Annotated in this window: 30 protein-coding genes and 1 tRNA gene; 15 read left to right on the top strand and 16 right to left on the bottom strand. The window is 61.7% G+C overall.

The window, feature by feature from the left end:
• Positions 1-151: 151 nt before the first annotated feature.
• The 13 genes from LH20_RS04345 to LH20_RS04395 all read left to right on the top strand — a co-directional run bounded on the left by LH20_RS04345 (position 152) and on the right by LH20_RS04395 (position 8,870).
• Positions 152-1,879, top strand: a complete 1,728-nt coding sequence (locus LH20_RS04345; RefSeq protein WP_053553160.1) for a hypothetical protein — start codon at positions 152-154, stop codon at positions 1,877-1,879.
• Between the two features lie 156 nt (positions 1,880-2,035).
• Positions 2,036-2,272: an acyl carrier protein gene (locus tag LH20_RS04350; protein ID WP_003039428.1), complete on the top strand. Its 237-nt coding sequence runs from the start codon at positions 2,036-2,038 to the stop codon at positions 2,270-2,272.
• 169 nt (positions 2,273-2,441) lie between these two features.
• Entirely contained in the window at positions 2,442-3,704 is a 1,263-nt protein-coding gene (gene fabF / locus LH20_RS04355) for a beta-ketoacyl-ACP synthase II (RefSeq protein WP_053553161.1), read from the top strand.
• 3 nt (positions 3,705-3,707) lie between these two features.
• A complete protein-coding gene (gene mltG / locus LH20_RS04360; RefSeq protein ID WP_053553162.1) occupies positions 3,708-4,637 on the top strand; it encodes an endolytic transglycosylase MltG in 930 nt (309 codons plus the stop codon).
• 48 nt (positions 4,638-4,685) lie between these two features.
• The gene (locus tag LH20_RS04365) at positions 4,686-5,435 is read left to right on the top strand and encodes an alpha/beta fold hydrolase (protein ID WP_053553163.1); all 750 of its coding nucleotides are present in this window, start codon (positions 4,686-4,688) and stop codon (positions 5,433-5,435) included.
• A gap of 228 nt (positions 5,436-5,663) precedes the next feature.
• Positions 5,664-6,155, top strand: coding sequence for a 2'-5' RNA ligase family protein (locus LH20_RS04370; RefSeq protein WP_053553164.1), 492 nt, complete (start codon positions 5,664-5,666; stop codon positions 6,153-6,155).
• A 56-nt stretch (positions 6,156-6,211) separates the two neighbouring features.
• Positions 6,212-6,288: transfer RNA gene (locus tag LH20_RS04375), tRNA-Met, on the top strand.
• 291 nt (positions 6,289-6,579) lie between these two features.
• On the top strand, positions 6,580-6,741 hold the full coding sequence (locus LH20_RS23695; RefSeq protein WP_200905433.1) for a hypothetical protein: 162 nt from the start codon (positions 6,580-6,582) through the stop codon (positions 6,739-6,741).
• Complete coding sequence (locus LH20_RS23235) at positions 6,738-6,953, top strand: hypothetical protein (RefSeq protein ID WP_144423510.1); 216 nt, start codon at positions 6,738-6,740, stop codon at positions 6,951-6,953. The genes LH20_RS23695 and LH20_RS23235 overlap by 4 nt, the downstream gene beginning before the upstream one ends.
• Entirely contained in the window at positions 6,950-7,705 is a 756-nt protein-coding gene (locus tag LH20_RS04380; protein ID WP_053553165.1) for a hypothetical protein, read from the top strand. The genes LH20_RS23235 and LH20_RS04380 overlap by 4 nt, the downstream gene beginning before the upstream one ends.
• Positions 7,698-7,907 carry a hypothetical protein gene (locus LH20_RS04385; RefSeq protein WP_053553166.1) on the top strand — a complete coding sequence of 70 codons (210 nt, stop codon included), beginning with the start codon at positions 7,698-7,700 and terminating at the stop codon, positions 7,905-7,907. The genes LH20_RS04380 and LH20_RS04385 overlap by 8 nt, the downstream gene beginning before the upstream one ends.
• A 200-nt stretch (positions 7,908-8,107) precedes the next feature.
• Positions 8,108-8,410: a DUF4258 domain-containing protein gene (locus LH20_RS04390; RefSeq protein WP_053553167.1), complete on the top strand. Its 303-nt coding sequence runs from the start codon at positions 8,108-8,110 to the stop codon at positions 8,408-8,410.
• A gap of 16 nt (positions 8,411-8,426) precedes the next feature.
• Positions 8,427-8,870 (top strand): helix-turn-helix domain-containing protein, encoded by a 444-nt coding sequence (locus LH20_RS04395; RefSeq protein ID WP_053553168.1) that lies wholly within the window; start codon positions 8,427-8,429, stop codon positions 8,868-8,870.
• Positions 8,871-9,004: 134 nt separating this feature from the next.
• Here the strand turns inward: LH20_RS04395 and LH20_RS04400 are convergent, their stop codons facing one another.
• From LH20_RS04400 to LH20_RS04420, 5 genes are read right to left on the bottom strand one after another with little or no spacing between them, the layout of a single operon-like run.
• Positions 9,005-9,379 (bottom strand): hypothetical protein, encoded by a 375-nt coding sequence (locus tag LH20_RS04400; RefSeq protein ID WP_053553169.1) that lies wholly within the window; start codon positions 9,377-9,379, stop codon positions 9,005-9,007.
• The gene (locus LH20_RS04405) at positions 9,376-9,588 is read right to left on the bottom strand and encodes a hypothetical protein (protein WP_053553170.1); all 213 of its coding nucleotides are present in this window, start codon (positions 9,586-9,588) and stop codon (positions 9,376-9,378) included. The genes LH20_RS04400 and LH20_RS04405 overlap by 4 nt, the downstream gene beginning before the upstream one ends.
• Entirely contained in the window at positions 9,585-10,268 is a 684-nt protein-coding gene (locus LH20_RS04410) for an N-acetylmuramidase domain-containing protein (protein WP_053553171.1), read from the bottom strand. Before LH20_RS04410 ends, LH20_RS04405 begins: the two co-directional genes overlap by 4 nt.
• Entirely contained in the window at positions 10,265-10,576 is a 312-nt protein-coding gene (locus tag LH20_RS04415; RefSeq protein WP_053553172.1) for a hypothetical protein, read from the bottom strand. The genes LH20_RS04410 and LH20_RS04415 overlap by 4 nt, the downstream gene beginning before the upstream one ends.
• A 37-nt stretch (positions 10,577-10,613) precedes the next feature.
• Entirely contained in the window at positions 10,614-12,101 is a 1,488-nt protein-coding gene (locus LH20_RS04420; protein WP_053553173.1) for a hypothetical protein, read from the bottom strand.
• Positions 12,102-12,355: 254 nt separating this feature from the next.
• Here LH20_RS04420 and LH20_RS24360 point away from each other — a divergent pair, with 254 nt between their 5' ends.
• Positions 12,356-12,664: an HNH endonuclease gene (locus LH20_RS24360; protein ID WP_200905478.1), complete on the top strand. Its 309-nt coding sequence runs from the start codon at positions 12,356-12,358 to the stop codon at positions 12,662-12,664.
• 5 nt (positions 12,665-12,669) lie between these two features.
• Here the strand turns inward: LH20_RS24360 and LH20_RS04430 are convergent, their stop codons facing one another.
• The 5 genes from LH20_RS04430 to LH20_RS04450 form a co-directional block, all read right to left on the bottom strand.
• Entirely contained in the window at positions 12,670-13,479 is an 810-nt protein-coding gene (locus LH20_RS04430) for a phage tail protein (protein WP_053553175.1), read from the bottom strand.
• A gap of 136 nt (positions 13,480-13,615) precedes the next feature.
• A complete protein-coding gene (locus LH20_RS04435) occupies positions 13,616-16,537 on the bottom strand; it encodes a hypothetical protein (RefSeq protein ID WP_053553176.1) in 2,922 nt (973 codons plus the stop codon).
• Positions 16,537-16,914: a lytic transglycosylase domain-containing protein gene (locus LH20_RS04440; RefSeq protein WP_053553177.1), complete on the bottom strand. Its 378-nt coding sequence runs from the start codon at positions 16,912-16,914 to the stop codon at positions 16,537-16,539. The genes LH20_RS04435 and LH20_RS04440 overlap by 1 nt, the downstream gene beginning before the upstream one ends.
• 1 nt (position 16,915) lies before the next feature.
• Positions 16,916-17,668, bottom strand: a complete 753-nt coding sequence (locus tag LH20_RS04445) for a hypothetical protein (RefSeq protein ID WP_053553178.1) — start codon at positions 17,666-17,668, stop codon at positions 16,916-16,918.
• Positions 17,665-18,648 carry a tail fiber domain-containing protein gene (locus LH20_RS04450; RefSeq protein WP_053553179.1) on the bottom strand — a complete coding sequence of 328 codons (984 nt, stop codon included), beginning with the start codon at positions 18,646-18,648 and terminating at the stop codon, positions 17,665-17,667. Before LH20_RS04450 ends, LH20_RS04445 begins: the two co-directional genes overlap by 4 nt.
• Positions 18,649-18,845: 197 nt before the next feature.
• On the opposite strand from LH20_RS04450, the gene LH20_RS24365 reads away from it, so the two are divergent.
• Positions 18,846-19,316, top strand: a complete 471-nt coding sequence (locus LH20_RS24365) for an HNH endonuclease signature motif containing protein (protein ID WP_442800462.1) — start codon at positions 18,846-18,848, stop codon at positions 19,314-19,316.
• A gap of 49 nt (positions 19,317-19,365) precedes the next feature.
• On the opposite strand, the gene LH20_RS04460 is transcribed toward LH20_RS24365, so the two are convergent.
• The 6 genes from LH20_RS04460 to LH20_RS04485 all read right to left on the bottom strand — a co-directional run bounded on the left by LH20_RS04460 (position 19,366) and on the right by LH20_RS04485 (position 24,219).
• A complete protein-coding gene (locus LH20_RS04460; protein ID WP_053553181.1) occupies positions 19,366-19,743 on the bottom strand; it encodes a hypothetical protein in 378 nt (125 codons plus the stop codon).
• On the bottom strand, positions 19,740-20,354 hold the full coding sequence (locus tag LH20_RS24370) for an HNH endonuclease (protein ID WP_083455292.1): 615 nt from the start codon (positions 20,352-20,354) through the stop codon (positions 19,740-19,742). The genes LH20_RS04460 and LH20_RS24370 overlap by 4 nt, the downstream gene beginning before the upstream one ends.
• Before the next feature lie 89 nt (positions 20,355-20,443).
• Positions 20,444-22,366 (bottom strand): hypothetical protein, encoded by a 1,923-nt coding sequence (locus LH20_RS04470; protein ID WP_053553183.1) that lies wholly within the window; start codon positions 22,364-22,366, stop codon positions 20,444-20,446.
• On the bottom strand, positions 22,366-23,064 hold the full coding sequence (locus tag LH20_RS04475; protein ID WP_053553184.1) for a phage adaptor protein: 699 nt from the start codon (positions 23,062-23,064) through the stop codon (positions 22,366-22,368). The genes LH20_RS04470 and LH20_RS04475 overlap by 1 nt, the downstream gene beginning before the upstream one ends.
• Complete coding sequence (locus tag LH20_RS04480; RefSeq protein ID WP_053553185.1) at positions 23,061-23,798, bottom strand: hypothetical protein; 738 nt, start codon at positions 23,796-23,798, stop codon at positions 23,061-23,063. Before LH20_RS04480 ends, LH20_RS04475 begins: the two co-directional genes overlap by 4 nt.
• A 58-nt stretch (positions 23,799-23,856) precedes the next feature.
• Complete coding sequence (locus LH20_RS04485; protein ID WP_053553186.1) at positions 23,857-24,219, bottom strand: hypothetical protein; 363 nt, start codon at positions 24,217-24,219, stop codon at positions 23,857-23,859.
• Between the last annotated feature and the right edge of the window lie 9 nt (positions 24,220-24,228).

Genomic DNA, 24,228 nt, shown 5'->3' on the forward strand with positions numbered 1-24,228 from the left:
CGCTTTTTTCGGGCTGGAAATGTGGGAACTATTCCGGTTCGAACGCGTTTGGGTTCGCTTGTTACCGTTACACGGTCATCCACTGCTGGGCAAAACGCCGGTTTAGGGTATCAACTGTGTTCCGGGTCGTCGGGGGCATATAAAGGCTAGCATGGATCGCACCAGGGATAGCGAGACCTCGGATACCGGCGGCGCCGACCGGATTATCGCCAATGAGCTGGAACAGCTTCTCGCGTCGCCCCTGTTCGTGCGTTCCCCCGTCCTTTCGCGCCTGCTTCAATATCTTGCCGATCATCAGCTGCAAGGTGGGCGCAGCGCCCCCAAGGCCTATGCCATCGCAACCGAAGCGCTTGGCCGCAGCGCCGATTTCGACCCGGCGGTCGACAGCTATCCGCGCGTCATGGTCGGGCGGCTGCGGACCCTGCTCGACCGTTACTATGCGGACACGCCCTGGATTCATCGCCTTCGCGTGCCGCAGGGAAGCTACGAGCTCGTCGTGCAGCATCGAGCCTCGCCGCCATCGCGTACCGAAGGCGTTCCAGCGCCTGGCAAGGAGGTGGCAAGCGAGCCATCAGCGCCGTTCGTCGCTGATAGCAGCCGCCGGGGGGCGCTTTGGTGGTCGGCACTTGCCGCTCTTGCCTTATTGATCTTGCTGTTGGCCGCCTGGTGGGCCTTTGCGGGGAATGCGCTCGGAAAAAAGCTGGCGCCGGTGCCGCTCCTTGAAGTGAGCGCGCCCGTGGCCGGCGATAGCGCCGAATCGCGTGCGATGGCGCGGGCGCTCGACGGGAAGCTGCGCGACGGATTGCGCCGGTTCGAACTCGTCGATCTGCTGAGCGCGCGCGAGCCGGGTGCCCGGTCGGCAAGAAGGGATGCTGATTACCGGCTTGATGCCTCGATCGTGCGAACCCCCGAGGGGCCCGTCGATGTCACCCTCGTCCTTAACCGCGTCGCCGACCAGCGCGCGATATGGTCGGTTCAGATCCGCGCTGCTCCCGATCAGTTGCCCGAGTTCGACGCGATCGCCCCCTCGATTGCCCAGCTTGCAGGGGACTATGGGGTTATCGTGCGCGACCAGATCCAACGCGAGCCCGAGAATTTCGCCAAGGGCTTTCCCTGTCTCGCGCAATTCAACCGCATTCGCCAGATGCGCGATCCCGCGAGCGTCCAGCAGGTCAGCGGATGCCTGCGCGCGTCGCTCGACGCCTCGCCGCGCGATCCTGTTTTGCTGAACGCCCTATCGCTCCTGCGCTTTGGGGATTGGCAGCCGCAGCGCGCGGGCGCGGCCGGCAAGGCGGCGCTGGACGAAGCTCGGCGGCTCGCCGAGCGCGCTTACCGGAGCGCGCCCGCGTCGAGCGCGGGCCTCTTCGCCATGGCCCGGGCGCATTTTTATGCGGGCAATTGTGCCGCCGGAATGCCGATGGGCGACGCGGCTGTGGAACTCAATCCCTATGACCCCGATCTCGCGGGCTTCCTGGGGCTCTTCAAGGCCTCGTGCGGCGATCCTGAAGGCGGCGAGCCGCTGCTGCGCCGTTCGCTTGAACTCGACTCGACTTACGCAGGTGTCCCCGCGGTCACGCTCGCTTTCATGCTGTCGCAGCGCGGCGAACTCGATGAAGCGCTCGCAATCCTTGACCGCATGCCCTCACCGAGCAATCTCGAGCCGCAATATCTGATGGTCCGGGCGATCGTCGTCGCGGCCAAGGGGGATGTCGAGGGGGGGCGCCGGCTCTGGCGCAAGCTCCTCGACTATACGGGCCAGCCGGCGAATGCCCCGCCCGAGCAGGTGCTGCGCCAGTTCATGATTACGCCTGCGGTCATCGCGCGCGCATCGGCCGCGCTGCGCAAATCGGCTATTGTTCCCGCGCGCAGCGGTGGGTAAATTTGGCCCGGAAATCCGGGGCGATCGTCCCGGGATCGTTGCCGCACGAGTATTTTTCGGTGCGCTTGCCGCGCGCCAGCCCTCTTGCCAGCCCCCTCGCTGGGCTCTAGGGCAAAATCCAACATTCACGCCATAGTCAGAAAAAAGGAACTGTGCATGAGCGATTCGGCCGAAAAGGTTAAGAAGATCGTCGTCGAACATCTGGGCGTCGAAGCCGACAAGGTGACCGAGGAGGCGAGCTTCATCGACGATCTGGGCGCCGACAGCCTCGACATCGTCGAACTGGTGATGGCGTTCGAAGAAGAATTCGGCGTCGAGATTCCCGACGATGCCGCCGAGAAGATCGCCACCGTCAAGGACGCGATCGACTATATCGAGGCGAACAAGGGCTAAAGCGGTCCAGTCCGGCGCGGCCGGACGCGGCGGCGACGCCGCCCACGCGTTTCCGGCTTCCCGGTCCCAAGCGCTCGCGCGCCGTGGCTGGGAAGCCTTTTTTATGGATACGCGTCTGCGAATCTGATGTGGACCCTTGCGGGGGCAGGGGCCGACGAAAGGAAAGACTATGCGCCGGGTTGTGGTGACGGGACTGGGTTTGGTGACGCCGCTGGGCGGAGACGTCGAAACCAGCTGGGCCAATCTGCTCGCCGGAAAGTCGGGCGCGGGGCAGATCACCCGCTTCGACGCTTCGGACCAGAAATGCACGATCGCGTGCGAGGTGAAGCCAGCCGACCATGAATTCGGCTTCGATCCGGGAAAGCGCGTCGACCACAAGATACAGCGACAGGTAGACCCCTTCATCATCTATGGTATCGACGCGGCGGGGCAGGCGCTCGAGGATGCCGGCCTTACCGACATGAGCGAAGAGGACCGGCTGAATGCGGGCTGCTCGATCGGTTCGGGAATTGGCGGTCTGCCGGGGATCGAAAGCGAAAGCCTGCTGCTCGCCGAAAAGGGCCCGGGCCGCGTCTCGCCCCACTTTGTCCATGGCCGCCTCATCAACCTGATTTCGGGCCAGGTCAGCATCAAATACGGGTTGATGGGACCCAATCATGCGGTTGTCACCGCCTGCTCGACGGGCGCGCATTCGATCGGCGATGCCGCGCGCATGATCAAGGACGGCGACGCCGACATCATGCTCGCGGGCGGGGCCGAATCGACGATCTGTCCGATCGGCATTGCGGGCTTCGCGCAGGCGCGCGCGCTCAACATGAGCAGCAATGACGCTCCCGAAAAGGCGAGCCGACCTTATGACAAGGGGCGCGATGGTTTCGTGATGGGCGAGGGCGCAGGCGTGGTCGTGCTCGAGGAATATGAGCATGCCAAGGCGCGCGGCGCGAAAATCTATGCCGAGGTCGTCGGTTACGGTCTTTCAGGCGATGCCCACCACGTCACGGCGCCGCATCCTGAAGGTTTTGGCGCCTATCGATCGATGGAAATGGCACTCCGCAAGGCGGGCATGACCCCCGCCGACATCGATTATATCAACGCCCATGGCACATCGACGATGGCCGACACGATCGAGCTCGGCGCCGTCAAGCGGCTGTTCGGCGACGCGATCAGCGGCGTCTCGATGAGTTCGACGAAGTCGGCGATCGGGCACCTCCTCGGCGGCGCAGGCGCTGTGGAGACGATTTTCTGCATCCTTGCCATCCGTGACCAGATCGTTCCGCCCACCCTCAACCTCGATGATCCTGATGAGGGTACCGAGGGCGTCGATCTCGTGCCGCACAAGGCCAAGGCGCGCGCCGTCCGCGCGGCGCTCAACAACAGCTTCGGCTTCGGCGGCACCAACGCGAGCCTGGTGGTGAAGGCGTTCGAGGAATAAGCCATGCGCTGGCTGCTCGCAGCCTTGCTGGCTTTTCTGCTCACCGCCTGCTCGGGCGGGGCACCGCGCGATACCGTCGTCGTCATCCCGCCCGGGGCAAGCATCGCCAAGGCCGGGCAGATCCTCGAGGAGGCGGGGGCGGCTCCGGCCTCGGGCTTCGTCAATCACGCGCGCTTCTTTGGCGGCGATGCGCCGATCAAGCCCGGCGAATATGAAGTGAAAAAGGGGATGAGCCCGGGCGACATCCTCAAACTGCTCCAGTCAGGCAAGACCGTCCAACGCTTCGTTACCGTTCCAGAGGGCATGCCGTCGATCATGGTGTGGGAACGGTTGATGGCCGAAAAGCGCCTGAAGGGCGAGGTCGCGGTCCCGGCGGAGGGCAGCGTGCTTCCCGACACCTATGCCTATACCAGGGGCGAGACACGCGCGGCTGTCTTGAAGCGGATGCAAGCGGCAATGGACAAGACTTTCGCCGAACTCTGGGCGAAGCGCAGCCCGCGGACCGCGGCGAAGGATCGCAATCAGGCGATCACGCTCGCTTCGATCGTCGAGAAGGAAACGGGCGTTCCCGCCGAGCGTCGCACGGTCGCGGGCGTTTATACCAACCGCCTCGCGGTCGGGATGCGGCTCCAGGCGGATCCGACGATCATCTACCCGATCACGAAGGGCAAGCCGCTCGGCCGCCGCATCCTGCGTTCCGAAATCCTCGCAGTGAACGATTATAATACCTACGCTATGACCGGCCTTCCCAAGGGCCCGATCGCGAACCCCGGCAAGGCGTCGATTGCTGCCGTGCTCGATCCGGAGCCCAACGATTATCTCTATTTTGTTGCCAAAGGCGACGGCGGTCACATCTTCGCCCGCACGCTTGCGGAGCATAATGAGAATGTGCGCAAATGGTATGAGCTTCGCCGTCAGCGCGGAGAAATGTGAGCGAGATCCCTGTCTGGGATGAGACGACGTAAAGAAAAGGGAGAGAATATGACAGCTAAACTCTTCCTCCACGGCGTGCCGGACAGCCCAGCGGTCTGGCGCCCGCTGCTCTCTCAGCTCGAACTTGGCGATGCGCCTATTGCGGCACCAGCACTGCCCGGTTTCACTGCCCCGCTTCCTCCCGGCTTTGCTGCCACCAAGGAGGCCTATGCCGATTGGGCCGTCCGCGAAGCAGAGGCGCTGTTCGCAAAATATGGTCCCATCGATATCGTTGGTCACGACTGGGGCGCGCTCATTGCGCAGCGCGTGGCGATGGTCCGCCCGGACCTCATCCGGAGCTGGGCGGTTTCCAACGCGGTGATCGATCCCGACTATCGTGGCCATCGCCTCGCGCGGATATGGAACACGCCGGTCCTCGGCGAAATCTTCATGGCGTTGAGCAAGCCCGCAGCGCTCGCCAAGGGTCTTGCAGATCAGGGTCTGCCTCCAGACATCGCTGCGGAGGAGGCCGCTCAATGGGCAAGCAAGGACAAGCGCCGCGCAATTCTCCGCCTCTATCGCTCGGCGAAAGGATTGAGCTTTGAAAAAGACTGGGCGCGCGACATCGGCCGGCTGCCGGCAAGCGGCACGCTGCTCTGGGGTGCGAACGATCCCTATGTCGCGCTCGCCGTCGCCGAACGCTTTGCTGCGCGGACAGGAACGCCGCTTACGGTCATCGGCGGGGCAGGGCATTGGGCTATCGCCGAGCGGCCGGGGGAAGTCGCGGCCGCGCTCGCTCACTTCTGGAAGAGCTTGTAGCGAAGGGGTTTCATCACGTGATAGGCGCGGCCGATCATTGTGACCCAATAAATCGATTGGATCGCTTGGAAATGATCGGCGAAAGGCAGGGGCAACGAGACAGGGCGCCCCATGGACGATGGCCATCCCCCCCCTCCCGCCGCCCTCCATCCCGTCTCGTGAACAGCGACCCGGGCCTCCCCTCCCGTCCGGGTCTCTGGAGCCGCGCCCGTCATCGTCACTGCGACGATGGGCGCGGCAGACCAGCGCTTCTTCAACGCTTTACGCGCCGCGCATTACCCGCCGGACCGCAATCATGTCCCGGCACACATCACGCTTTTCCACCAGCTGCCTCCCTCGAGTCTCGGTGAGCTCAAGGCACTGGTGCGGCGCATAGTCGCCGACACGCCGCCGCCCGCTGCGACACTGGCGAAAGCCTATTCGCTTGAAACGGGCGTCGCCTTCCGCATCGACAGCCCCGACCTGCTCGCCATCCGCGAGCGCATTGCCAGCCATTTCGAGGGTCTCCTGACCGCGCAGGATCGCGGCACGCCGCGACTTCACATCACCGTCCAGAACAAGGTAGCGCCCCAAACGGCCCGGGCGCTGCTCGCCGATCTCGCCCTCAGCACTCGTCCGCGAGCCATGGCTATCGCTGGGCTCGCCGCGCGTCTCTATCGCGGCGGAGCGTGGGAGACCGCCTTTTCGCGGAATTTTCGCGGGCGGCGCGGAGCGTATTGACCGAGGCAACCGCCATGCTTATAGGCGCGGCTCGCCCGCAAGCGGCGGCCTTTCGGGGCGGAGTAGCTCAGCCGGTTAGAGCAGCGGAATCATAATCCGCGTGTCGGGGGTTCGAGTCCCTCCTCCGCTACCAGTAATCAAGCACTTAGCGATGATCCGAAAACACGGTTTACACCCCACGCTGTAAACCAACGCGACATTGTTGCGTCTGTTCGCCGGCTGTTCTGCGCCCCAGCTATGCTCGGAGGTGCGTGATGGGCGACACCGACCTGTGCCCTGTCTGCGGGGCGCAAACCGAACGATCTGCCGTCGATATAGGTGTTGGCACTCAATACGGCCCCGCTCAATGCTTTGAGTGCGGATGGTCGGAAACCGACGAATGCGCCGATTTTCTGGATTACATCGAGAACGGAGCCCCATTCTAATGAGCCTCCACGACGAAACCGCCGAACGCTTCGAGCGCGAAGGGCGGAGGGCCTACCGCGACGGGAAGGCGGGCAACCCATATCGCGCCGGAACAATGGCCCACGATCGCTGGGCAAAGGGGTTTATGGACGCGCTCCATGAAGCGGGAGAGGCGTCATGACCACCCCAAACCTATCTACCCCGCGCGGGGAGGCGGAAACTGTGCGAGCGATTGTCTCATGGCTTCGGGATAAGGGAAGCGCCGATCTCCATGCGTCCAAAAGCTGCGCTTCATCCACGTCGGAAAGCCTACACCTGTTACGAGGCGGCACGCTCTACGAACTGGCCGAAGCTATCGAGCGCGGCGAACACCTGAAAGGAGAGCAGCAATGACCGACAAGGCAACTGACGTGACCGTGACGCAGGCGGATGAGAAGCGCGCAGACGATTGGGCGACGATGCTCGGCCGAATGGGCGGAGTTATTCTTGACCAGTCACAGCGCCGCGGACTAGCGGCACAATTCGCCGCCCACCGCATCGAAAGCACCCGCACCGTCCCGTCAGGCGACGACAAGCATCCCGAGATTGGTCCGGGCCTCCCGCCGCTTTCGTCAGGCGAGGGCCGCAGCAATGGGGCGGGGGAGGTCGATCCGTCGAAAATGTCGGTCGAAATGGCTGACCTGTTCGGGCTGGTCTGCAAGCTCAATCGCCTAAAGACCGAACGCGACGACCTGATGCGAACCGATGGCGGCTTTTCCGTCATCGAACGCGCGGCCGACATGATGGACGAGATTGTAGACGCCGTGCCCGAGTTGCAATCCGCTTTCGGTAAGGTCTGCGAACGGGAGCGCCAGTTGCTTGCCGCCCTCTCCGCTCCCCAAGTCGAGGTGGAGCGGCTGAGGGAGGCGCTGGTCGCCGAGCGTGAGGAAAACCTCTGGAACGCCTACAACACAGGGCATGTCAGGGATGGGAAGTGGGACCATCTCTGCATGAGCGATGGCGAATGGCTCGCGAGAGAATGTGGCTTCAATGTAAGCGATTGCCGCTTTGACGATGAAGCTATCAGGGCGGCTATCCCAAAGGCTGCGCGCAAAGCCCTCGCTCACAAAGACGTGAACGCCAACATAGGAGGGACCGATGCATGATGCTGAGACAATCGCAGGGCGCCTCACAGATGCGCAGAGGCGGGCGATCACTCATGTCGGCGCGGGCAACGGCTGGGGACTATTCGCAGGGATGCGCTGGGACCGGCGAACGCGCTACCGTCTGTTCGACCTCGGCCTTGTCGCGGCGTCGCGTTTAACCGACAAGGGGCGCGCAGTCCTTGCGATCCTGAACGGGGAGTGATGCACCGCTACGCGATATGGCGGCGAGCCGACCGGGAACCCCCTGTCCTAACTCGCCGCCTCTTCCAGTGGACGGCTCTATCTAGCAGGCTCGCATACCGCGCGCCACGACGCGTTGAAGGCGGCGGACGTTTTTGGGCGTGGAACCTTTAACCCTCTGTTCAGTTGACACCCCATATAACCTATCATAATGATAGGCAGATGACAGAGCCGACGCCGTTTAAGATGTCCGTTCCCTCGGCCAGCAGAATGCTGAAGGAGCTTGCTGCCGACAGCGACAGAATAGTTGTCGTGGCACATGGGCAGAAGCGGGGCCGGCAGCGTGGAATCACGCGCCGCCAGATGGAGCTTTGCGTCCAGAAGGGAGTGATTATCGAAGGGCCATTTCTCAATCAACATGGGAATTGGCAAGTGACGATCCAGCGGCGCGCCGCTGGTGAAGAAGTAACCTGTGTGGTGGCAATCGACTGGCCGAACCGGCTGATCATTATCACCGCTTTTTGAAGCTAGGAGCAAGGAGATGTCATACCACTACAAGGAAAGTGGTCTCGACAATATCGTTTTGGAAAATGGATACACCATCCATAAGACCCCTTATGGAGAGGGCGTGTCCATTCAGGACACGGAGGGACTGCATAAGGCAATCGCAGCATTCATCGTGGATATGGCTTGCCCGATCAACGGCGCGGAACTTCGGTTCCTGCGTCTGGAAATGGAACTCACCCAAAAGCGTCTGGCGGAAATTCTCGGCTCGGATGAGCAGAATGTCCGACGCTGGGAGAAGGCGCGCGACAAGTCCATTACGGGGCCGGTGGATCGGCTCCTGCGCGCGCTATACAAAGACTATGCGCTCGGAGACGGAACCTTGCGCGCAATGGTTGATCGACTGGCGGAACTCGATTGCGTCGAGAGATCGCCCATTGTGCTGCGCGAGACTGACGACCATTGGTCGCTCGCGGCCTGAGACACGGTAAAAAGGGGAAGGGGCGGGCTTCGGCTCGCCCCTATTTCGTTGCTTCGCACAGCCGTCGTAGCGCGGCGTTCTGTTCGGCCAAATCCTTCACCGTCTCATCCGTGTCGAACTGGTTGCCGGGGTCGTCAACGCCCGCCGCTGGCGCCGGATTGAACCGCACAACCTTCATGGTCAGGCAGGTATCGGACGCAGTTCGTGGGGGTTCGGGCTGACCGCACGCACTCAACATACATAGCGCAAGAGCGAGGATCGTTGACGGCATCGCGCGCGTCATTCGCAGCTTTGACATTCTCGATCACCTTTCCTTGGGTTTCGATCCGCTCGGCAGTGACACCGGCCTTCACGCCCGCGTCATGGGCGTCGTCTACTGTGTCGGTGAACCACCAGATTGCCCCGCCGATGACCGCCGCGACGATCAGCAGCACGAACGCCCACGACGCGAGCTTGGCGAAGCGTTCGCCCACGATACGGGTGGCAAGGGGGAGCAGGAGGCCGATCATCCTTCGCCTCCTTCCGCCGAAGCCTTCCCGAAATAGTACCCAACCACGAGTCCGGCGAGCGTGTTGACCCCGCCGATAAGCTGGATGATGCTGTCGCGGTTGTCGGTAGGGATCGCGACAAAGGTCATCACGATCACAGCCCCGCCGAACAATGCGAGGACAAGCAGCGCGATCAGAAAGCGCTGGATGTTGCGGTTGAGCCAGGTCATCGCATCGCCTCCGCCAGTTTGCGGTGATAGCCGCCCTTTTCGTAGGCCGTGCCGTTGTAACCCTTCGCGAATGCCCGGCAGTCGTCCGGGTTCGTCGACAGTGCGCGGAAAGCCTTGGTCAGCCCGTTCGTCTCTATGAAGCGGGCCAGTGCCTCATAATGCGCCTTCTCGGATCGCGACAGCGCCCAGACAAATTCGACAGCGTTGCCGTAGCCCAGCGATTTGGCGTGCGCGCCCATGATCTGGAACTTGCCCCAGCTCGCGCTCTCGAATGCGGCGAGAGGCGAGCGCATTGCTGCATCGGCAACCTTTTCCCAGCTGTCATTGATGCCGTCGCCGTCCGCGTCGATCGTGTAGCCGCCCGGCGTCGGGTTCGACAGGAGCGGGATAATGACCTGCATTCGGCGCCAGAAATAGTGCCGCTCATAGAGGCATTTCAGGCGGCCTTGATTGTCCCAGCCGCCGCCGGCGCTTTCGACCTTCGCCACTGCGGCAAGCTGGCGGGGACTGCCACCGAGACGGGCGGCGATCTGGGCAATCTCGGCGGGCGTGACGGCGGGCGCACTCCGGTTAATGAAGGTGTCGAGGATCGCCTTGCGGGTCGACGGGCCTCGAAGACCATCGACGACGAGGTTGGCGCCGCGGACGTTGAGCCACATCTGCAGGTCCCGAAGGTTCATCGCCGTTTCTCCAATGCAAGGTCGAGCTTGGTTTCAATGCGGGCCAGCCGGTCGTTCACGCTCGTTGCCGTGCGATCCGCGGCGTCGGCGCGCTGCTCGAGCTTGTCGAGGCGAGTGTTGGCCGTTGCTACGTCGCTGCGCAGCATTCCCGCCGAAAAGACGAGGCCTCCGAGTCCCAGTCCGATTCCGAGCCACGATGCCCATGATGCCTTTTGCTTCCCACGCGACGCCTCGAGAGACGCGATGGTCTGCTCGATGATGAGCCGCACCTGCGCGGCGTTGCCGTCGAGAATAGGCGCGTCAGGCATCACCGGCCTCCTTTGGAGTGGAGTTCCGATTGGGCGGTCACCGGCCAGCCCCATTCCATTCGATATCAACGCTTAACGCGTAGCCGGTTCCAACCCCTCCAGCGTAAGCCGCTTGGAATTCAAGATCGCTCCCGTTCAGAGCAATGTCAGCCGTGAAAGCCGGGTCTAGGGTATTCTCGATGTCTGTAACCGTGAGGGTTGACCCATCCCAAGTAAACCGCGCTTCCCGCAATCCGCGCGATCCGGTATTCGACGCGGCAGTTACTGTCATCCTTCCGCAAACACTCACTCGCCCTGTCGTGCTATTCCAAAGCTTCTTTGTAGCGGGGAGCGTGCCCAAAACGTCGGGATCAGAGCCCGCCAAATCTGAAAAGACACCGCCGAAGCGCTGTGCCCCCTTCCGGGCAAAGGGGGTATCGTAAAGCGTGTTGAACGACACCCCTGCGAACTGCATTCGTGTGCGGCTCGTCTTGCTGAGCGTGTTCGAGGTCGTTAGATCGGAATACACATGTTCAGTGTTTCCGGTCGTCATTTTCGTCCTAAGGGCACCGCCGGTACGAGTTTGCAGGATATAGCCTGCCTGCATTTCCGCTGCGAGATACGGGAATTTTAGGGTCGGACTCGTCCCATTCTTGACAATTATCGCATAGAGAAAATTCGGAGCGCCGGACGCCGTTGAGGCATAGGCCCAATAGAACTCGTCGGTGAGCCCGCTATAACCGAGTAGGGTGCGGTTACCTCTGGGGTCTGGATCGTCGATTGAGCGCGCAAACGTGATATCGGTGTTTCCAGTCGGTGTGCCGCAGCAAGAAATGATGCTGTGACTATCTCGCCGAAACTCAAAAGGCATCGCGACTATGTTCACGTCGCCACTGTTCTCCGCATCTGAAAGGCGCAGGAGAGTTGTCCCGGTCTTGGCATTGCGGAACCAGAGGTAACGGTCGTTCGAGACGATATCTGTCCTGAATTTCCCGCCGAGCGAGTGAGAAACGTTATAGTCGGTGCCGTTCACTTTAAGAATGACTTCGCCATAAGGCGTCGAAAACGAATCCATCCAGACATCGTCATCATTAACAATGTACGTTCCGGGCGGGATTACATATCGCCGATTACCCTTCGAGCGCGCATCAGCAAACGCAGAAGTAGAATCCGCCGCTCCGGTAGGATCGGCGCCGAACTGCGTTACAGTAATGCGGTTGCGAAGTTCGGCTTCCACAGTTCCATCAACAGCGTCTGGGTCATCCTGCCTGAATCCCACCATTTCAGCGCCGGTTGAGGATGCAAGCACCGCTTGCGACACGCCCAGCGCATCAATCGCCTGTGCCACCCGCTGCGGCGTCATGGCTTTATTGTTCACTGCCCCGGCTTCGGCCTCCGACTGAGACGCAATCGGGAAACCAGACGCGACAAGCTGGGCAGGGGTGCTTTTAAAGACACCCGAGCCATCATCGACAATAACCGCCGAGTTCGGATTGACCTCGCCGTCAGGAACGCTGGTCAGGTCGCGGGGGAGAACATTGGCCATTAGCTGCTGCTCGCTTCATTGACGACTTTACCACTTTTTGATAAAGCGTTGTTGTGGAAGAAATTTGGAAGCCGGTTCATCGGGCTGACCTTGCCCATGTTTTCGAAGTGAGCACTTGGGGCCGCGCCAGACGAGTGGACGGCAAAGCGCGCACTGATTTTTTCGTCCCGTTCGGCGGCAAGGGGGGGTACAAGCAGTTCTTTTTTCGCGCTGAGGGAAAGACGTGGCTGCCCCTCGTTCATCGCCTCGTCGCGATGGCGTTCCTTGAGAATCCCAACAATCTTCCGGAGGTGCACCACAAAGACGCAAACAAAGAAAACAACCGGTTGGATAATTTGCAGTGGGTAACGAGATCCGATAACCAGCTTTTGACGATACGAGATTGCCCCAATCGGATTGGCGAGGGGCACTATCTGTCCCGCCTCAATGAACAAGCGGTTCGGGAAATACGCGGGCGTCGAGGACGTGGGGAATCCTTGTCCGAGATTGCCAAGGATTATGGCGTGTCCATCAACACGATTTCTGCTGTGGCTCAGCGCAAGACATGGAAGCATGTTGAATAGCGGCTTCATGAGCTTGAACTCTTGATAATTTTGTTAAGGATGATGGTGGGCTGGACGTTCGCGTGAGCCTCGCCGCCACCTGCATTTTCGGCAGAAACCTCAATCGTGTGCGAGTGGGCGCCCGAACTTCCGGTTGCGCTGGTCGCCGAACTCGGCACGGTATTAAGGCCGTTCCCCACAAGGTTTGTCCCGCCGCCAAGGTTTAGGCTGTGGCTGTGCGCCCCCGCCGAATTGGTCGAGCCGGAAACCTCGTGCGTATGAACGGGCATCTGCGCTTCGGTGAGCGTAACCGTCTGCGAGCCACCGGCAGCCCCGAGCGTTCTGCTGTTGGGGCTGGTCAGGCGGTCGGCATAACCGCCTGAATCCACGTCCAGACCGGCGACCACGCGCCCGCGAAGATCGGGCAGGTTGAATACCGAAGCCGACGACGCGCCGAAAGTCGTGCCAAGGACCGCGAAAAGGTCGGGATAAGCCGCGCGGCTCAACGATTGGCCCGCGCAGATAAGCCATCCGGTTGGAGGTGAGGCAGCGGCCCAGTCCATCATTGAGCCCACTGGAACGCCGCTCAGTCCGGTGATTTGTCCGACCGTGGCGGCGTCTGTCGGCTGCGTTCCCGGCGCAAGGTTGCGTGCCTTGAAGCCGCCCATGTCGAGATTCGAGCGCATTCCGCCCCGCCCGTCGCGCGAAAGGCTATCCGAAAGCGCCTGTGCGATATCAGTGAGCGGCGGGTTGTGCTGCGACGGCACAATATCCTCGCCGACGCTGACCAGAGAGCCGCTGGGAAGGCTGTATGCACCGTCCGATGCGCGTGGCATTGGCTATGCCTCCTTTTTCGTGTAATGGGCGGGGATGGCATTTGGAGCATTTGAAATGGCGGCCATTGCCGCAGGCGCTATGTTCAAGCGCCCGATCAACGCCGCCACCGTCTGGTTGCTGAAACGGATCTGGGGGTTATTGCGCATTAACCGCCCCCGTGATGGCCAAGGCAGCGCCCACGTTCCCGAAGCGGGTTCTCAGATCATCGACGTAACGCCGGTAAGCGGTCGCATCCGCGAGTAGCTGAGCGGCCTCATCGACCGGGCGCTCTGTGGCCAGGAGCCGGGCAATCTCGCTTGACGCTTCCTCACGAGCCCCGCGGAATCCCAAGCCGTTCCGGTTTCGCAGAAAGCGCTGCATCACGCTAAGGCCGGCAGATGTCGGAGACCCCGTGAGGCCCGTTTCAAGGATGGCGTTCGTCATTTCGCCGCCGATCTGGTCGGAAAGCTGCTCATCCAGAGCTTGACGCGGCTGCGTCGGCGAACCCCCGAGGAATGCGTTCCGGGTTGCGCTCATCGCCTGCTCGACATCATAGGCCTGCTGGAAACGATCCGCCGCGTCTTGGCCGAAAACCAGCGATGCCCGCTCATAATCGAGTGGATCGCCCCAGATGCGCTGGTAGGGGTCGGACGATGTGCGCGCAGACTGAACCGCGTCACCCATTGCGGTTCGCTGGCCAAGTCGGAATTGATCCAACTGAGGATCCGACATCCCTTCAAGCCGCTGCCGGACCTGCCGGGGATGCTTGCCAACCATCTGCTGACCTGAGAGCAGAGCGGCGTTTTCCGATGCCGGGCCGGCAAACGCCGCTCGGGCTTGTGGATAGGTATCAGGGTATAGGCGGTCGAGTTCCGCGACGTAACGCCTGCGCAGGCCCTCTATGGCCGAACCTTCCGTGTCGAGCGCCAAGCGGCCCGTAGTGGTATCCCGATACCCGTCCAGCACATCGTCAAATCCGCGCTTGACGTAGTCGAGCGTTTGGGGGGAGGGCGAGCTGGTTAGCACCACTTCCCCAAGGTCGTTCAGGTCGAAACCAAGGGTGTTGGGGTCGACCTGATCGTTAGCCGCAATCGTCTGCGCTCGCCGCAACGCTTCGCGGCCTGCCGGGGTCTGCAGCATCGCTTGAATTTCCGGCGACGTGCGGGCGGGCTGTTCGCGGAATGCCATGTAAAGTGGATCGGACTGCGCTCTTGCCTGCGCCATGAGCGCCTGACTGGCTTGGATCGGATCGTCGAGCGGGCCGAATGACGCCTCGATCTGGTTCTGTGCTCGCCCAGCCTGACCGCGTGCCCGGTCGGTAAGCAGTCGGCCTATCTCTTCCTGAGTGCCCATATCGGCGCGGCGATACGCAGCTCCGCCTATTGTTCTCAGTTGGGGCGAAACATCCGCCAAGGTGACAGGCATGTCCAGCGAACGCCCCTGAGCGAGCATGGCGGCCACAGAGTCAACGTCTTCGGGAAGGTTGCTCGCGACGACCCTCTCGCCGACCGTCAACCGTGGCGTCGACGAACCGGTATAAGGAACGGGAGATTCCCCGCGGACGCCCAGCCATGCATTCCGTGCGCCGGTCCCAGCGTTAGCCAAAAGGTCTGCCACCGTGCGGCCAGCGCGCGTGTTGGCGGCTTCTCGGACAACGGGCGCAAGGAGGTATCGGCCACCAAGATTGCCAACCAGCGCGGAAGTCCCGCCTAGAACTGCGTCCTCCCAGCCATCTCCCTCACTATATCCTCGGCCTGCGCCATAGAGGATGTCAGCCCCCACGCCCCCGCCGCGCGTCAAGGCGCTGAGCCCGAGCCTGCCGCCTAGACTGGTAACGCCGCCTATGGAATTGGCTGTGCCTGCCACATCGCCAAGGAACGACGATAGAGGACGTTGCTCCTGAAGGCCCTGCAAAATAAGATCAGTGTCTCCGCCAGCCAGATTGTCGAGGTTCCCGAATGTGGCCGCGTTCGCGTAATTGATCACGCCCGCACCAATTGGGCTATCGGCCAGCCAGCCAATCGCTTTATCGAGGCCAGTGGCCGGCTCCCATACCTTCTCCAGATCGACACTGGGGCTAAAGTCTGGATGTTCGCGGAGATATTTGATGTTCTCCGAGATGCCCGTGGCGCTGTCTCCGAGGCCAGGACGAACGCCATTCAGATAGCTTCTAATTTCCGCTTCCGAACGCCCCTCACGGATCATTCGGTTTACATTGGCATTTGCGCCGGCAAGTGCGGGGTCGTTGATTATCCGCCCGTCTCCGCGCACTTCGGTGTCATCGCGGGGCGGGGGCGCTGAATCTTTCCGGGGCGCGGTGACTTGCTCAACCGTTTCCCCCCTGTAGAGCCGATCAACCTGTTCTGGAGACAGGCCTTTTGGCAGCGGCGTGACACGACCGCCAGCATCGGGCACTCCCCCGAGATACGAAATAGCCTTGGTTCGAGCCTCACGTGCGAGGTCGCGAACGCTCTGAATTTTGCGCTCGACCTCTTCGTTCGTGTCCCAACTATCTGGGATATAAGGCCCGTAGTTGATGACCAATTCGCCGGCAGTGTTGCCTTCGCCGCCAGTGAACCCGAGCGCCTGCTTGAGTTGGCCGCGCATGCGACCGCCGATAAGGCCGAATGCGCGGTTCTCGCCAGTCGGCAGGAAGTCTTTCACCCCGGCGATGCCGCTGGTGCGCCCTACCGTGCGGCGATATTCCCTCTCGATCTCGTCTGCTACCCTTTCAAGGACGGGGGCCGCATTGTAAGCGTCCAGTGCCTTGTTGCGTGTCTCATCGCCAACGCGCCCGCGCTCGGCGGCTGTGATCGCATCCGCGAGCTTTTCGGTTGTTACCGCGTTTTCAAGGTTCGTGCCGGTCAGGTTCGCTGCGGCCGTGGGGGCGGCGTAGGGAAGGGTGGCCGCACCGGTCTGAGCATCGACAACAGCCTTGTCCGCTTCCGCGTCCTTTTTTCGCTGAGTCCGCGCGCTGGGCGGGATATACGTTCCCTGACCGCCAGCAGGGCCGATGTCCTGCACTCGACCGTCCGGCAACTCGCGGTAGCGGCGCCCGTTCATTTCAAACTCGGCCATCAGCGACCTCCGAGGCGCGACATAAGGCCGCTCACATATCGTTTCGTCTCGGCGGGCATGGCGTCAAACCAGCGTTCGCCGTAGCGCTTGACGGCTTCATCAACGCGGCCAGGACCAGCGTTGTAGGCGGCCCACATTTTCGCCAGATCTCCGCCGTAGCGCTTCTGCATCGTTGCCCGGTACTCGCGGCCCAGCCGGTTCATGTCCGCCGCATTGCTCGGATCGGCGGGGCGGAGGCCGAAGCCGGGATCGCGAGCCGTCGAGGGCATGACCTGCATCGCGAAGCGCGCGCCAGCGGGCGAGGTGATCGGCCGACCGTTCGCAAAGTCCCGGCCACCGCTTTCGGCTTGCGCGGTCAAGGCGTTGAGCGTCGTCACGTCAAAAGTTGCCCGACGCGCTAGGCGTCGGACCTCCCTGCTTGCGAGGGTCGGGGATGATATCGCCCTCCTTGGTCGTTGCCCCGGACGCTCCACCGCCAAGGATGGCATTCAACCCCGACTGGCGTCCGGCATAGGTCCCGAAGTCGGGGTTGCCGATGATGTTGACGTAGGGGTCTTCCTTATTGGCGGCGACACCTTGGAGGAACTGCAACTGACGCGCGGGGTCGTTGGGGAACGCGACCTTGGCGAGCCGCTCTTCCGGCGTCGGTTCGGCGTATTTCGCCTGTATCTGCTGCTTGTGCTCGAAATTCGCCATGTCGAGCTGCATCTGCGCAACAGCCTTCGCACTGTCCGGGATGTAGGGATCGGCAACGATGGCCGATAGCTGGGCAATGTTCGCCCCCGGCGGAGGAGCACCGGGGGCGCCCGATGCGGAAGGGACACCGCCGGGATTCAGGAGGGATTGGATAATCTGTTGGCCGTAATCGGCGTTCGCCTGAGCGGCCTTGTCGGCTTCGTGCGACCGATACCCACCGATCAGGTTCTCAGCGACCCGCGCCAGACCCTGTGTCCAGTGCTGGACGGGCGAATAATCCACGTCCATCTGGCGCGTGGCGATCTGTCGCTCGCGGGCTATATCTTCCGGCGTCATTCGGCGGCCGCCCGCGCCCCACTGAAACGGGGCTTGCGGCTGCTGGGGCTGCATCAGTTGGGACGCTATCACCGATGCGGGGGTCATGGCGCCGATCATTGGACCGCGATCCCGTAGTTAACCATCTTGAAGCCGCCGTGCCCTTCGGTAACCGCCTCTGGATGAATTGCCTCCACGTCCTGCGCCATGAGTCCGATCTGGACGGGGCCTCCCGAGCGATATTTGAATGCATAGACGGGGAGCCCGTTATCGAGCGTGCCGACGCGTCTGATCTCGGTTTTGAGGCGGCGATCAGACCACTTTGAGAGCGCTCCGCCGCCAAGCGCCCCAGCCAAGCCGAAGAGGCCGCCCATGAGGCCCCCACTCGAATTAAGCTGGTTCTGATAGTTCTGCTGGACCATGCCCGCGTAATCGACGCCTCCGACCTGCGTCTGCGGCGTCGGCCCGGACATGCTCGCCGGGTTCGACACCTGCGAGCCCGAGAGCAATGCGGTTATCTCGTTGATCGGCTGGTTGCGCGTCGCCAGCGCCTCCGCGAACGCCTGTCCGCGCCCCGTCAGGGCAAGCTGGTTAAGCTGGTCGGTGTTGGCGTTGGTGAGGCGGGTCATTTCCGCATCCCACCCGGCACTCCCCGGCCTCAAACCAGCATTGATAAGGCGCGCCCGCAAAGCCTTTTCATTCTGCCCCTGCTGCTCAAGGATACGCGGCGAGGCAAGGTCATAAGCCCACTGCTCGGCGTCCTGGTTGTCGAACTCGAAGGGCTTTGAAAGATAGTCCTGCAGCATCGCCGACTGATCGGCGGCCAGCTGCGAAAGGTTGATTTCCGCTTGCTGCGACTGGTCGTAAATCTGCTGTTGCTCGGGGCTGAAACTCGTCGTCTGCGTGTAGCGCGGGATGGTGACGACCTTGCCGTCAGAGCCGATAAAAGACTGCGTGCCGTTCGGCGAATAGGTGACACTGCCCCAAGGGCCGGTCGTATCGACCATATTGAGCATTTGCTGGGTAAGCGCAGTATCCCGGTTATAACCGGCCTGCGCTTGTGCAGTTGCTACGGGATCTGGGGCCTTGGGGGTCCTCAATTCGTGAACTCCTTGACATATGCTCCTGACCTTATAATGCGTTCGATATGGAACATTTCACTGCCGCTGCTATCGCGAGATTTTGGTCCAACGTGAAAGTTGGAAAAGACCACCAGTGCTGGGAATGGACGCGAGGCAAGCAAGGTGCTGGTTATGGAGCCGCCTATGTCGATGATGGTTCGGGGAAACGGATTCAGATGCTGGCGCACCGCGTCGCGTGCACAATCGCTCACGGGTCGCCGCCAGAGGGAAAGGCATCCGCGCTCCATAGCTGCGACAATCCACCTTGCTGCAATCCGGCGCACCTTCGCTGGGGCAGCCACAAAGAAAACACGGCAGATGCCATTGAAAGAGATAGAGCCAGCCCGCCCCCGAAAAACACATCCTATCGCCGCCGCGACACGCAGCCCAAGGGCGCAGACGTATGGAACCAGTCGCTTACGGAAGATAAGGTGAGAGAGATTTGGCGACTTCACCTTGCGGGCGGGATGACTACGTCGCAGATCGCGGAGGCCGTTGACGCCACGCGGCACGCTGTCACTGACGTTGCGCGCGGGCGAAGCTGGCGGCACCTTCCGGACGCCCCGAGCGTCGAATCCCTGAAAGCTGGTGGAGTGAGGCGGGGCTACAACCAATTCTCGGACCTACTCGAAACGTGCGCGAAGTAGGTCCAGCCGCACCAGATGACGGGATTTATGCCAGAATCCCGCTTATTGGTCAATACCGCCAATCTCTGGCGAGGATTCCGACGATTGTTGCGTCTTGCCCCGGCCCATATTGGTCGCGCAGAACTCCCTCAACCTGGCCGCCGAGACGCTTTGCATAAGAGACGACCTCTGGTTGCCCGGTCGTGATAGTCATCCGCGCGCAGTCGAGCTGCCGATAGACATAGTGCCCCACCGCGCGCAGGAAGCCCCGCGTCCAACCTTTCCCGGCCACCGTGACGTGGACCGCCGAGCCCTCGAAGCAATGAAAGATGACGCCTCCGACAAGCTCTCCATCACGTTCTATGCCGAGCGTCGTATAGGGCGGGCAAAGGGTGATGCCGAGCCGCTCGGAAACGAAGCGGGCAACGCCTTCGCCGTCAACGATCATGAGAACCTCGCAAACTCTCCGAACGCATCTGTGGCCGCCCGGCAGTATGCTTCGTGAGCGCCCTGCTCGGTTTCGAAACTGCCCAAATGGACTTTGCGGCCCTCGATATAAATTCCCGATACCCAAGTGTTCCGGTCGGCATCCCAGCACGCTCCCTTGAGGGCGCCAGCCGTGCCTCGCCTTTTCCGTCGATTTTGCGCATTTTGCTTTAGCGTTGCTATCCGAAGGTTGGCTTTGCGATTGTCTAGCCCGTTTCCGTTTTTATGGTCTACTATGGCGCCAACTGGCGCGTTCAAGATCATCCGATGCATCAAGATGAGACCATCCGCATTGGTGGTCCTCTTTGCATAGCAAATGCCGGTGTTCCCGATGACTACCGACCAGCAATTACCCTCCACCAGATGAACGTCCTCGGCGTCGATTATAGCGCGATACCCCCTAGTAAGCGGGACGATTGCGCTGTCGCCTTCTATTATCACTTCCCGCTTAGGGCGCGCGACATGCAGCGGGTCGCCGTATGTTCGCAACTTCCAATAATGAGATTCACAAAGTCCGCGGCAGTACAGCCTCTTGCCGCATTCCCTGATTGTGCATAGTCGTGCATTAGCCATGTCGAACGCTCCATGTTCGGGGTGGTCAGGGCTGATGTGAGGTTGCACCCTTACGTCAGCCCGCTCTTTTTGGCAGAATCCCGCCCATTTTACAATAACTCCGTCACTTCATAGGTCAGTTCGGCGCTGATAATCTCATCGTCGAGCGGCTGGGCCGACCCGCTTGTCACCTGATAGGCCAGCGATCCGTAATAGCCGGTTCCCCCGAGCGACTTCCATCCGTCATTGATGAAGCGGGGGAGGCTCTCGACCCACTGCGATTGCCCCCAGATACCTTGCCCCCAAACGCTGCCGCCCATCAGCTCCGTCGCGTTGGGGGCTGCCGGGAGGGTCTCGCTATAGTCACCCTGCCACGATATGCGCGGGGCCACCATTGCCGAGGCCCGCGTGACATAGCGGCCAACCTTCGGGATTTTCCGGGCGCCCGGGGCCCCAAAGTCATCGAACAGCGGGATGACAGCGCCAGTGTAGGGCACGCCATCGTCAGACCCGGTTTCGTTGGCGATAAAGACCCCGCCGCCCGGCTCCCCGAACAGCAAGCGCCCCTCGAAAACCTCCATGCAGCGGACATCCCAGCCGGTAAAGCGACTCCATGCGCCGGTTTCGGTATTGGCCACGAAAAGCACAGGAGGAAGCCCAGCCCCCCCAGTCGGAGGAGAAAATGCAGCGATCTTCTGCTCGGGCCATACTTCGCCGTGCCAAGCCTCCAGCCCGCGCTGCTCGACCGCGTTCCCCCATGCGTCGGCCACCGGGTAGGATATGCTGGCGGCTGTCAAGGCTGTCAGGTCCAGTTCTATCGCTTTGGACAGGGGGACAAGCCCGACCGATGTTGCAATCGCAATGTCGCCCGCGCCGCGGATGAAGGCATTTTTCCCAAGAGGCCTCCCAACGCGATAGAGACCTACCTGCCCCCATGTCGTCGTGTCTTCCGGGGAGAGCCCTTGGAAGATAGCAACCTCGCCCTCGGTCGAGACGAAGGCATTCTGCTCGGAGAGGCCCCCATCTCCACCCGAAGACAGCGACCAGCGCTGACCAAACAGGAGCGATCCGCCCAACCCGAAAATGCCGGACATCGGGAACTTGGTAGCAGCCCCGCCAACCGAATCCACCTCAAGATACCAGGCGTCGAGCGTGTCTTTCTGGACGAAATAGAGGCGATTCTTGTAAACCCAGACGAACGACATATCAGCAGAGGTTATACCGGTGCCGAATTCAATCCCCGGCAAATAATCAGCCTCAGCACCGTTCGCGGTGGCTTCTCCGTCATCGCCATCGGTCAGGGTCTCATCGTCCACAAAAGGGCCGTTCTCCACCCCGTAGATGTACAGGATACCTTCACCTGAGCCCGTTTCCTCGATCTGCCAGACGATCCCCGTCGCGCCGGACGTGCCCCCGGTTACGGTCTCGCCGATTGTAAAGGGTTCAACCTCATCGTCATAGGCGAGTATTTGAATGCCGCCCGCCACATAGGGGTAGAAGACCGCCCCATCATAGATAAAGCCGGTGTCTTTCCCGTTCACCCCAACCAGAAATATCGCGCCCGACGCGGCGAACTGGACAACCGACCAGTCCCCTCCGGTAAAGGCTCCCATGACGCTGAGGAACTGCGTCGAAGACCAGCCGAATACATTGCCGTTGCCATCTTCGATAAGATCCCCGTCCTCGGTCGAAATCTCGGCGTCGGTGGCGAATTCAACATCGGTGATGTCGTAGATCGTGGTCTCGGTCGCCCCAAAGAGCTTCCGGTTCTGCCCGTCCTTGTAGGAAAAGAGCGCCGTCGCGTCCTCCGACCCGTTCCCGAGTGTGCAATGCCTGCGCTTGCCCCGGCGTAGGATAACGCTGGTCGCGCGCGGAATGAAGTTATCGAGAACCGCTGCCCCTTGCGGAGCCTTCCCGTCAGGGCCGTTCGGGACGGCCAGCGCGCGATTGCTGATCCATCCCGCAGTAGGGGCGGGGAGTTTCTTTATCTGCGATTTGCGCTGCTTGGGGCGTTGCAGGGTGCGGCCATACATTAGCCCAGCTCCCACGGCCACGCGAGATGCGTCCCCCTCATCGGCAGGCGGCGACCCGAGCGATAAATGCGCGACCCCTTGTCCTTGGCCGCAGCATCGGAGAGGGCGAGGGTAAACGCCTCCTGATCGCCGGTATAATTGAGCTTCTTCTGCTCGCGCCAGCGCCAGACAAGCCCGAGGGTCAGCAATCGCTCTTCCAGCTTGAACGTGTCGGTGTCGCTGTCAAAGGCGGCTTTTGCCCCCAGGGTTCCAGAATCCACCGCATAATTGCGAGATATATAGGGATAGGTCGCGGTCGATCCATCCGCCGGCGCGGGGGCGAAATGGATCTGGTCCTGATAAATGATCCACCCGCCCGGAAAGCCGGTAAAACCGCGCTCCTTCTGGTAGGTGAAATCATTGATGTCGGTGATCCGGCAATAGCCCCACAGCCAGCTATTCACGTCCATCATGTCGGAGCGCAGGAGCTGGCGCGCATAATCGTCCGGCAGGTCGAAGTCCGCCGTCTCGCCGTCCCCGCTGATCGTCGCGATCTTCGTCAGGCCCTGCCAATCGGCGAAATCAACTATATCGCGCGCGACCTCGTTCAACAGGTCGCAAAGCTCGATCTCGGTCTGTCCCGACGATCCGAAAAAGACCGCCGGTTTCTCACCGACAAGGCGGATGGACGCCGATTGGAGGGCGGAAAGGACGCTCACGCCGCCTCAAGTTCCGACAGAAGCCGCTCCAAGGTATCGCGGGTTGGCGTGCCCCGAGGAGCGGCGCCGGTCTTTTCCTTGATCTTCGCCTTGATGTCATCGTCCGACATTTCCGCGTAGGACTTGTCCGCGGCCTTTTGTGCGGCAGCGATCTCGTCGGGCGTCGGCTCCTTCACGGGCGGGGTAGAGGCCCCTGCCGCCTTGAGGGCTGCGATCTCAGCCTTGAGCGCTTCGATCTCATCCATCGCCGCCGAAGTGCTGTTACGAGTTGCGAGGAACTTCCTCGCCGCCTCACGAAGCTTGTTTGCGTGCATGCCCAGCGCTTTGACAGCCTCGGGGCTCTGCATCTTGTCGAGCGCCTCAATCGAATAGACCTTGACCGCGCGGCAGAGCGACAGCTGCTCGGGCGTCACGCCATATTGGCGGAGCATCTCAAGCGGCGTGCCCATCGCCTCCTGCGGGTTACCTTCCTTGAACGCCTGGTACTGGTCGGCCCAGCGTTCGGCATAGGTGATGACGCGGTTGCCGTTCGTGGGATCGCGCTGCCACATTGCATGCGCGGGAAAGACCGGCGAATAATTCTTCGACCCGGCGAAGCGGACCTCCACCATCTCCTTGACCTCCATGACCGGGTAACCGGCCTTTTCGGACTTGGGGACGTTCTCGATCTCCATGATCTTGAACACCGGGGTGACCGTGATTTCGCGGTCGTCGATAATAGCCATGCGCGTCATTGATTTTCCTCCAGAAGTGCAAGAAAAAAGGGGCGAGTTTCCCCGCCCCTTTCAGTCATCAGGGCGCGGTTCCCTTGGCGGCCCAGAAGCGGTCACCCGCCGCGATCGTGCCGCTGTAGAAGCCGGAATGCGGGGCATAGAAGCCACCCGCCCCGGCAGCGGCGGTGATGTCGTCGGGACCGGTCACGGTAAGCGAAATCTGCGTGCCAGGCGAAGCCGCGACCGTGATAGTGTCCGAGGCTTCGACCCAGACATATTCGCGGCCATTGTCGCCGAAGGATACATCGCCGAGCTGCGGACTGCCGACCTGACCAGCGCCAGCAGCGCCGCGGCCAGCACCCTCGTACCAAACCTTGTTGGCCTTCACGACCTGATGGAGGTTGGGACCGAGGCTCGGATTCGTGCGAAAAGGGGAAGTCATTTCCTTGCC

Source organism: Sphingopyxis sp. 113P3 (genome assembly GCF_001278035.1).
In the GTDB taxonomy this organism is placed as follows: domain Bacteria; phylum Pseudomonadota; class Alphaproteobacteria; order Sphingomonadales; family Sphingomonadaceae; genus Sphingopyxis.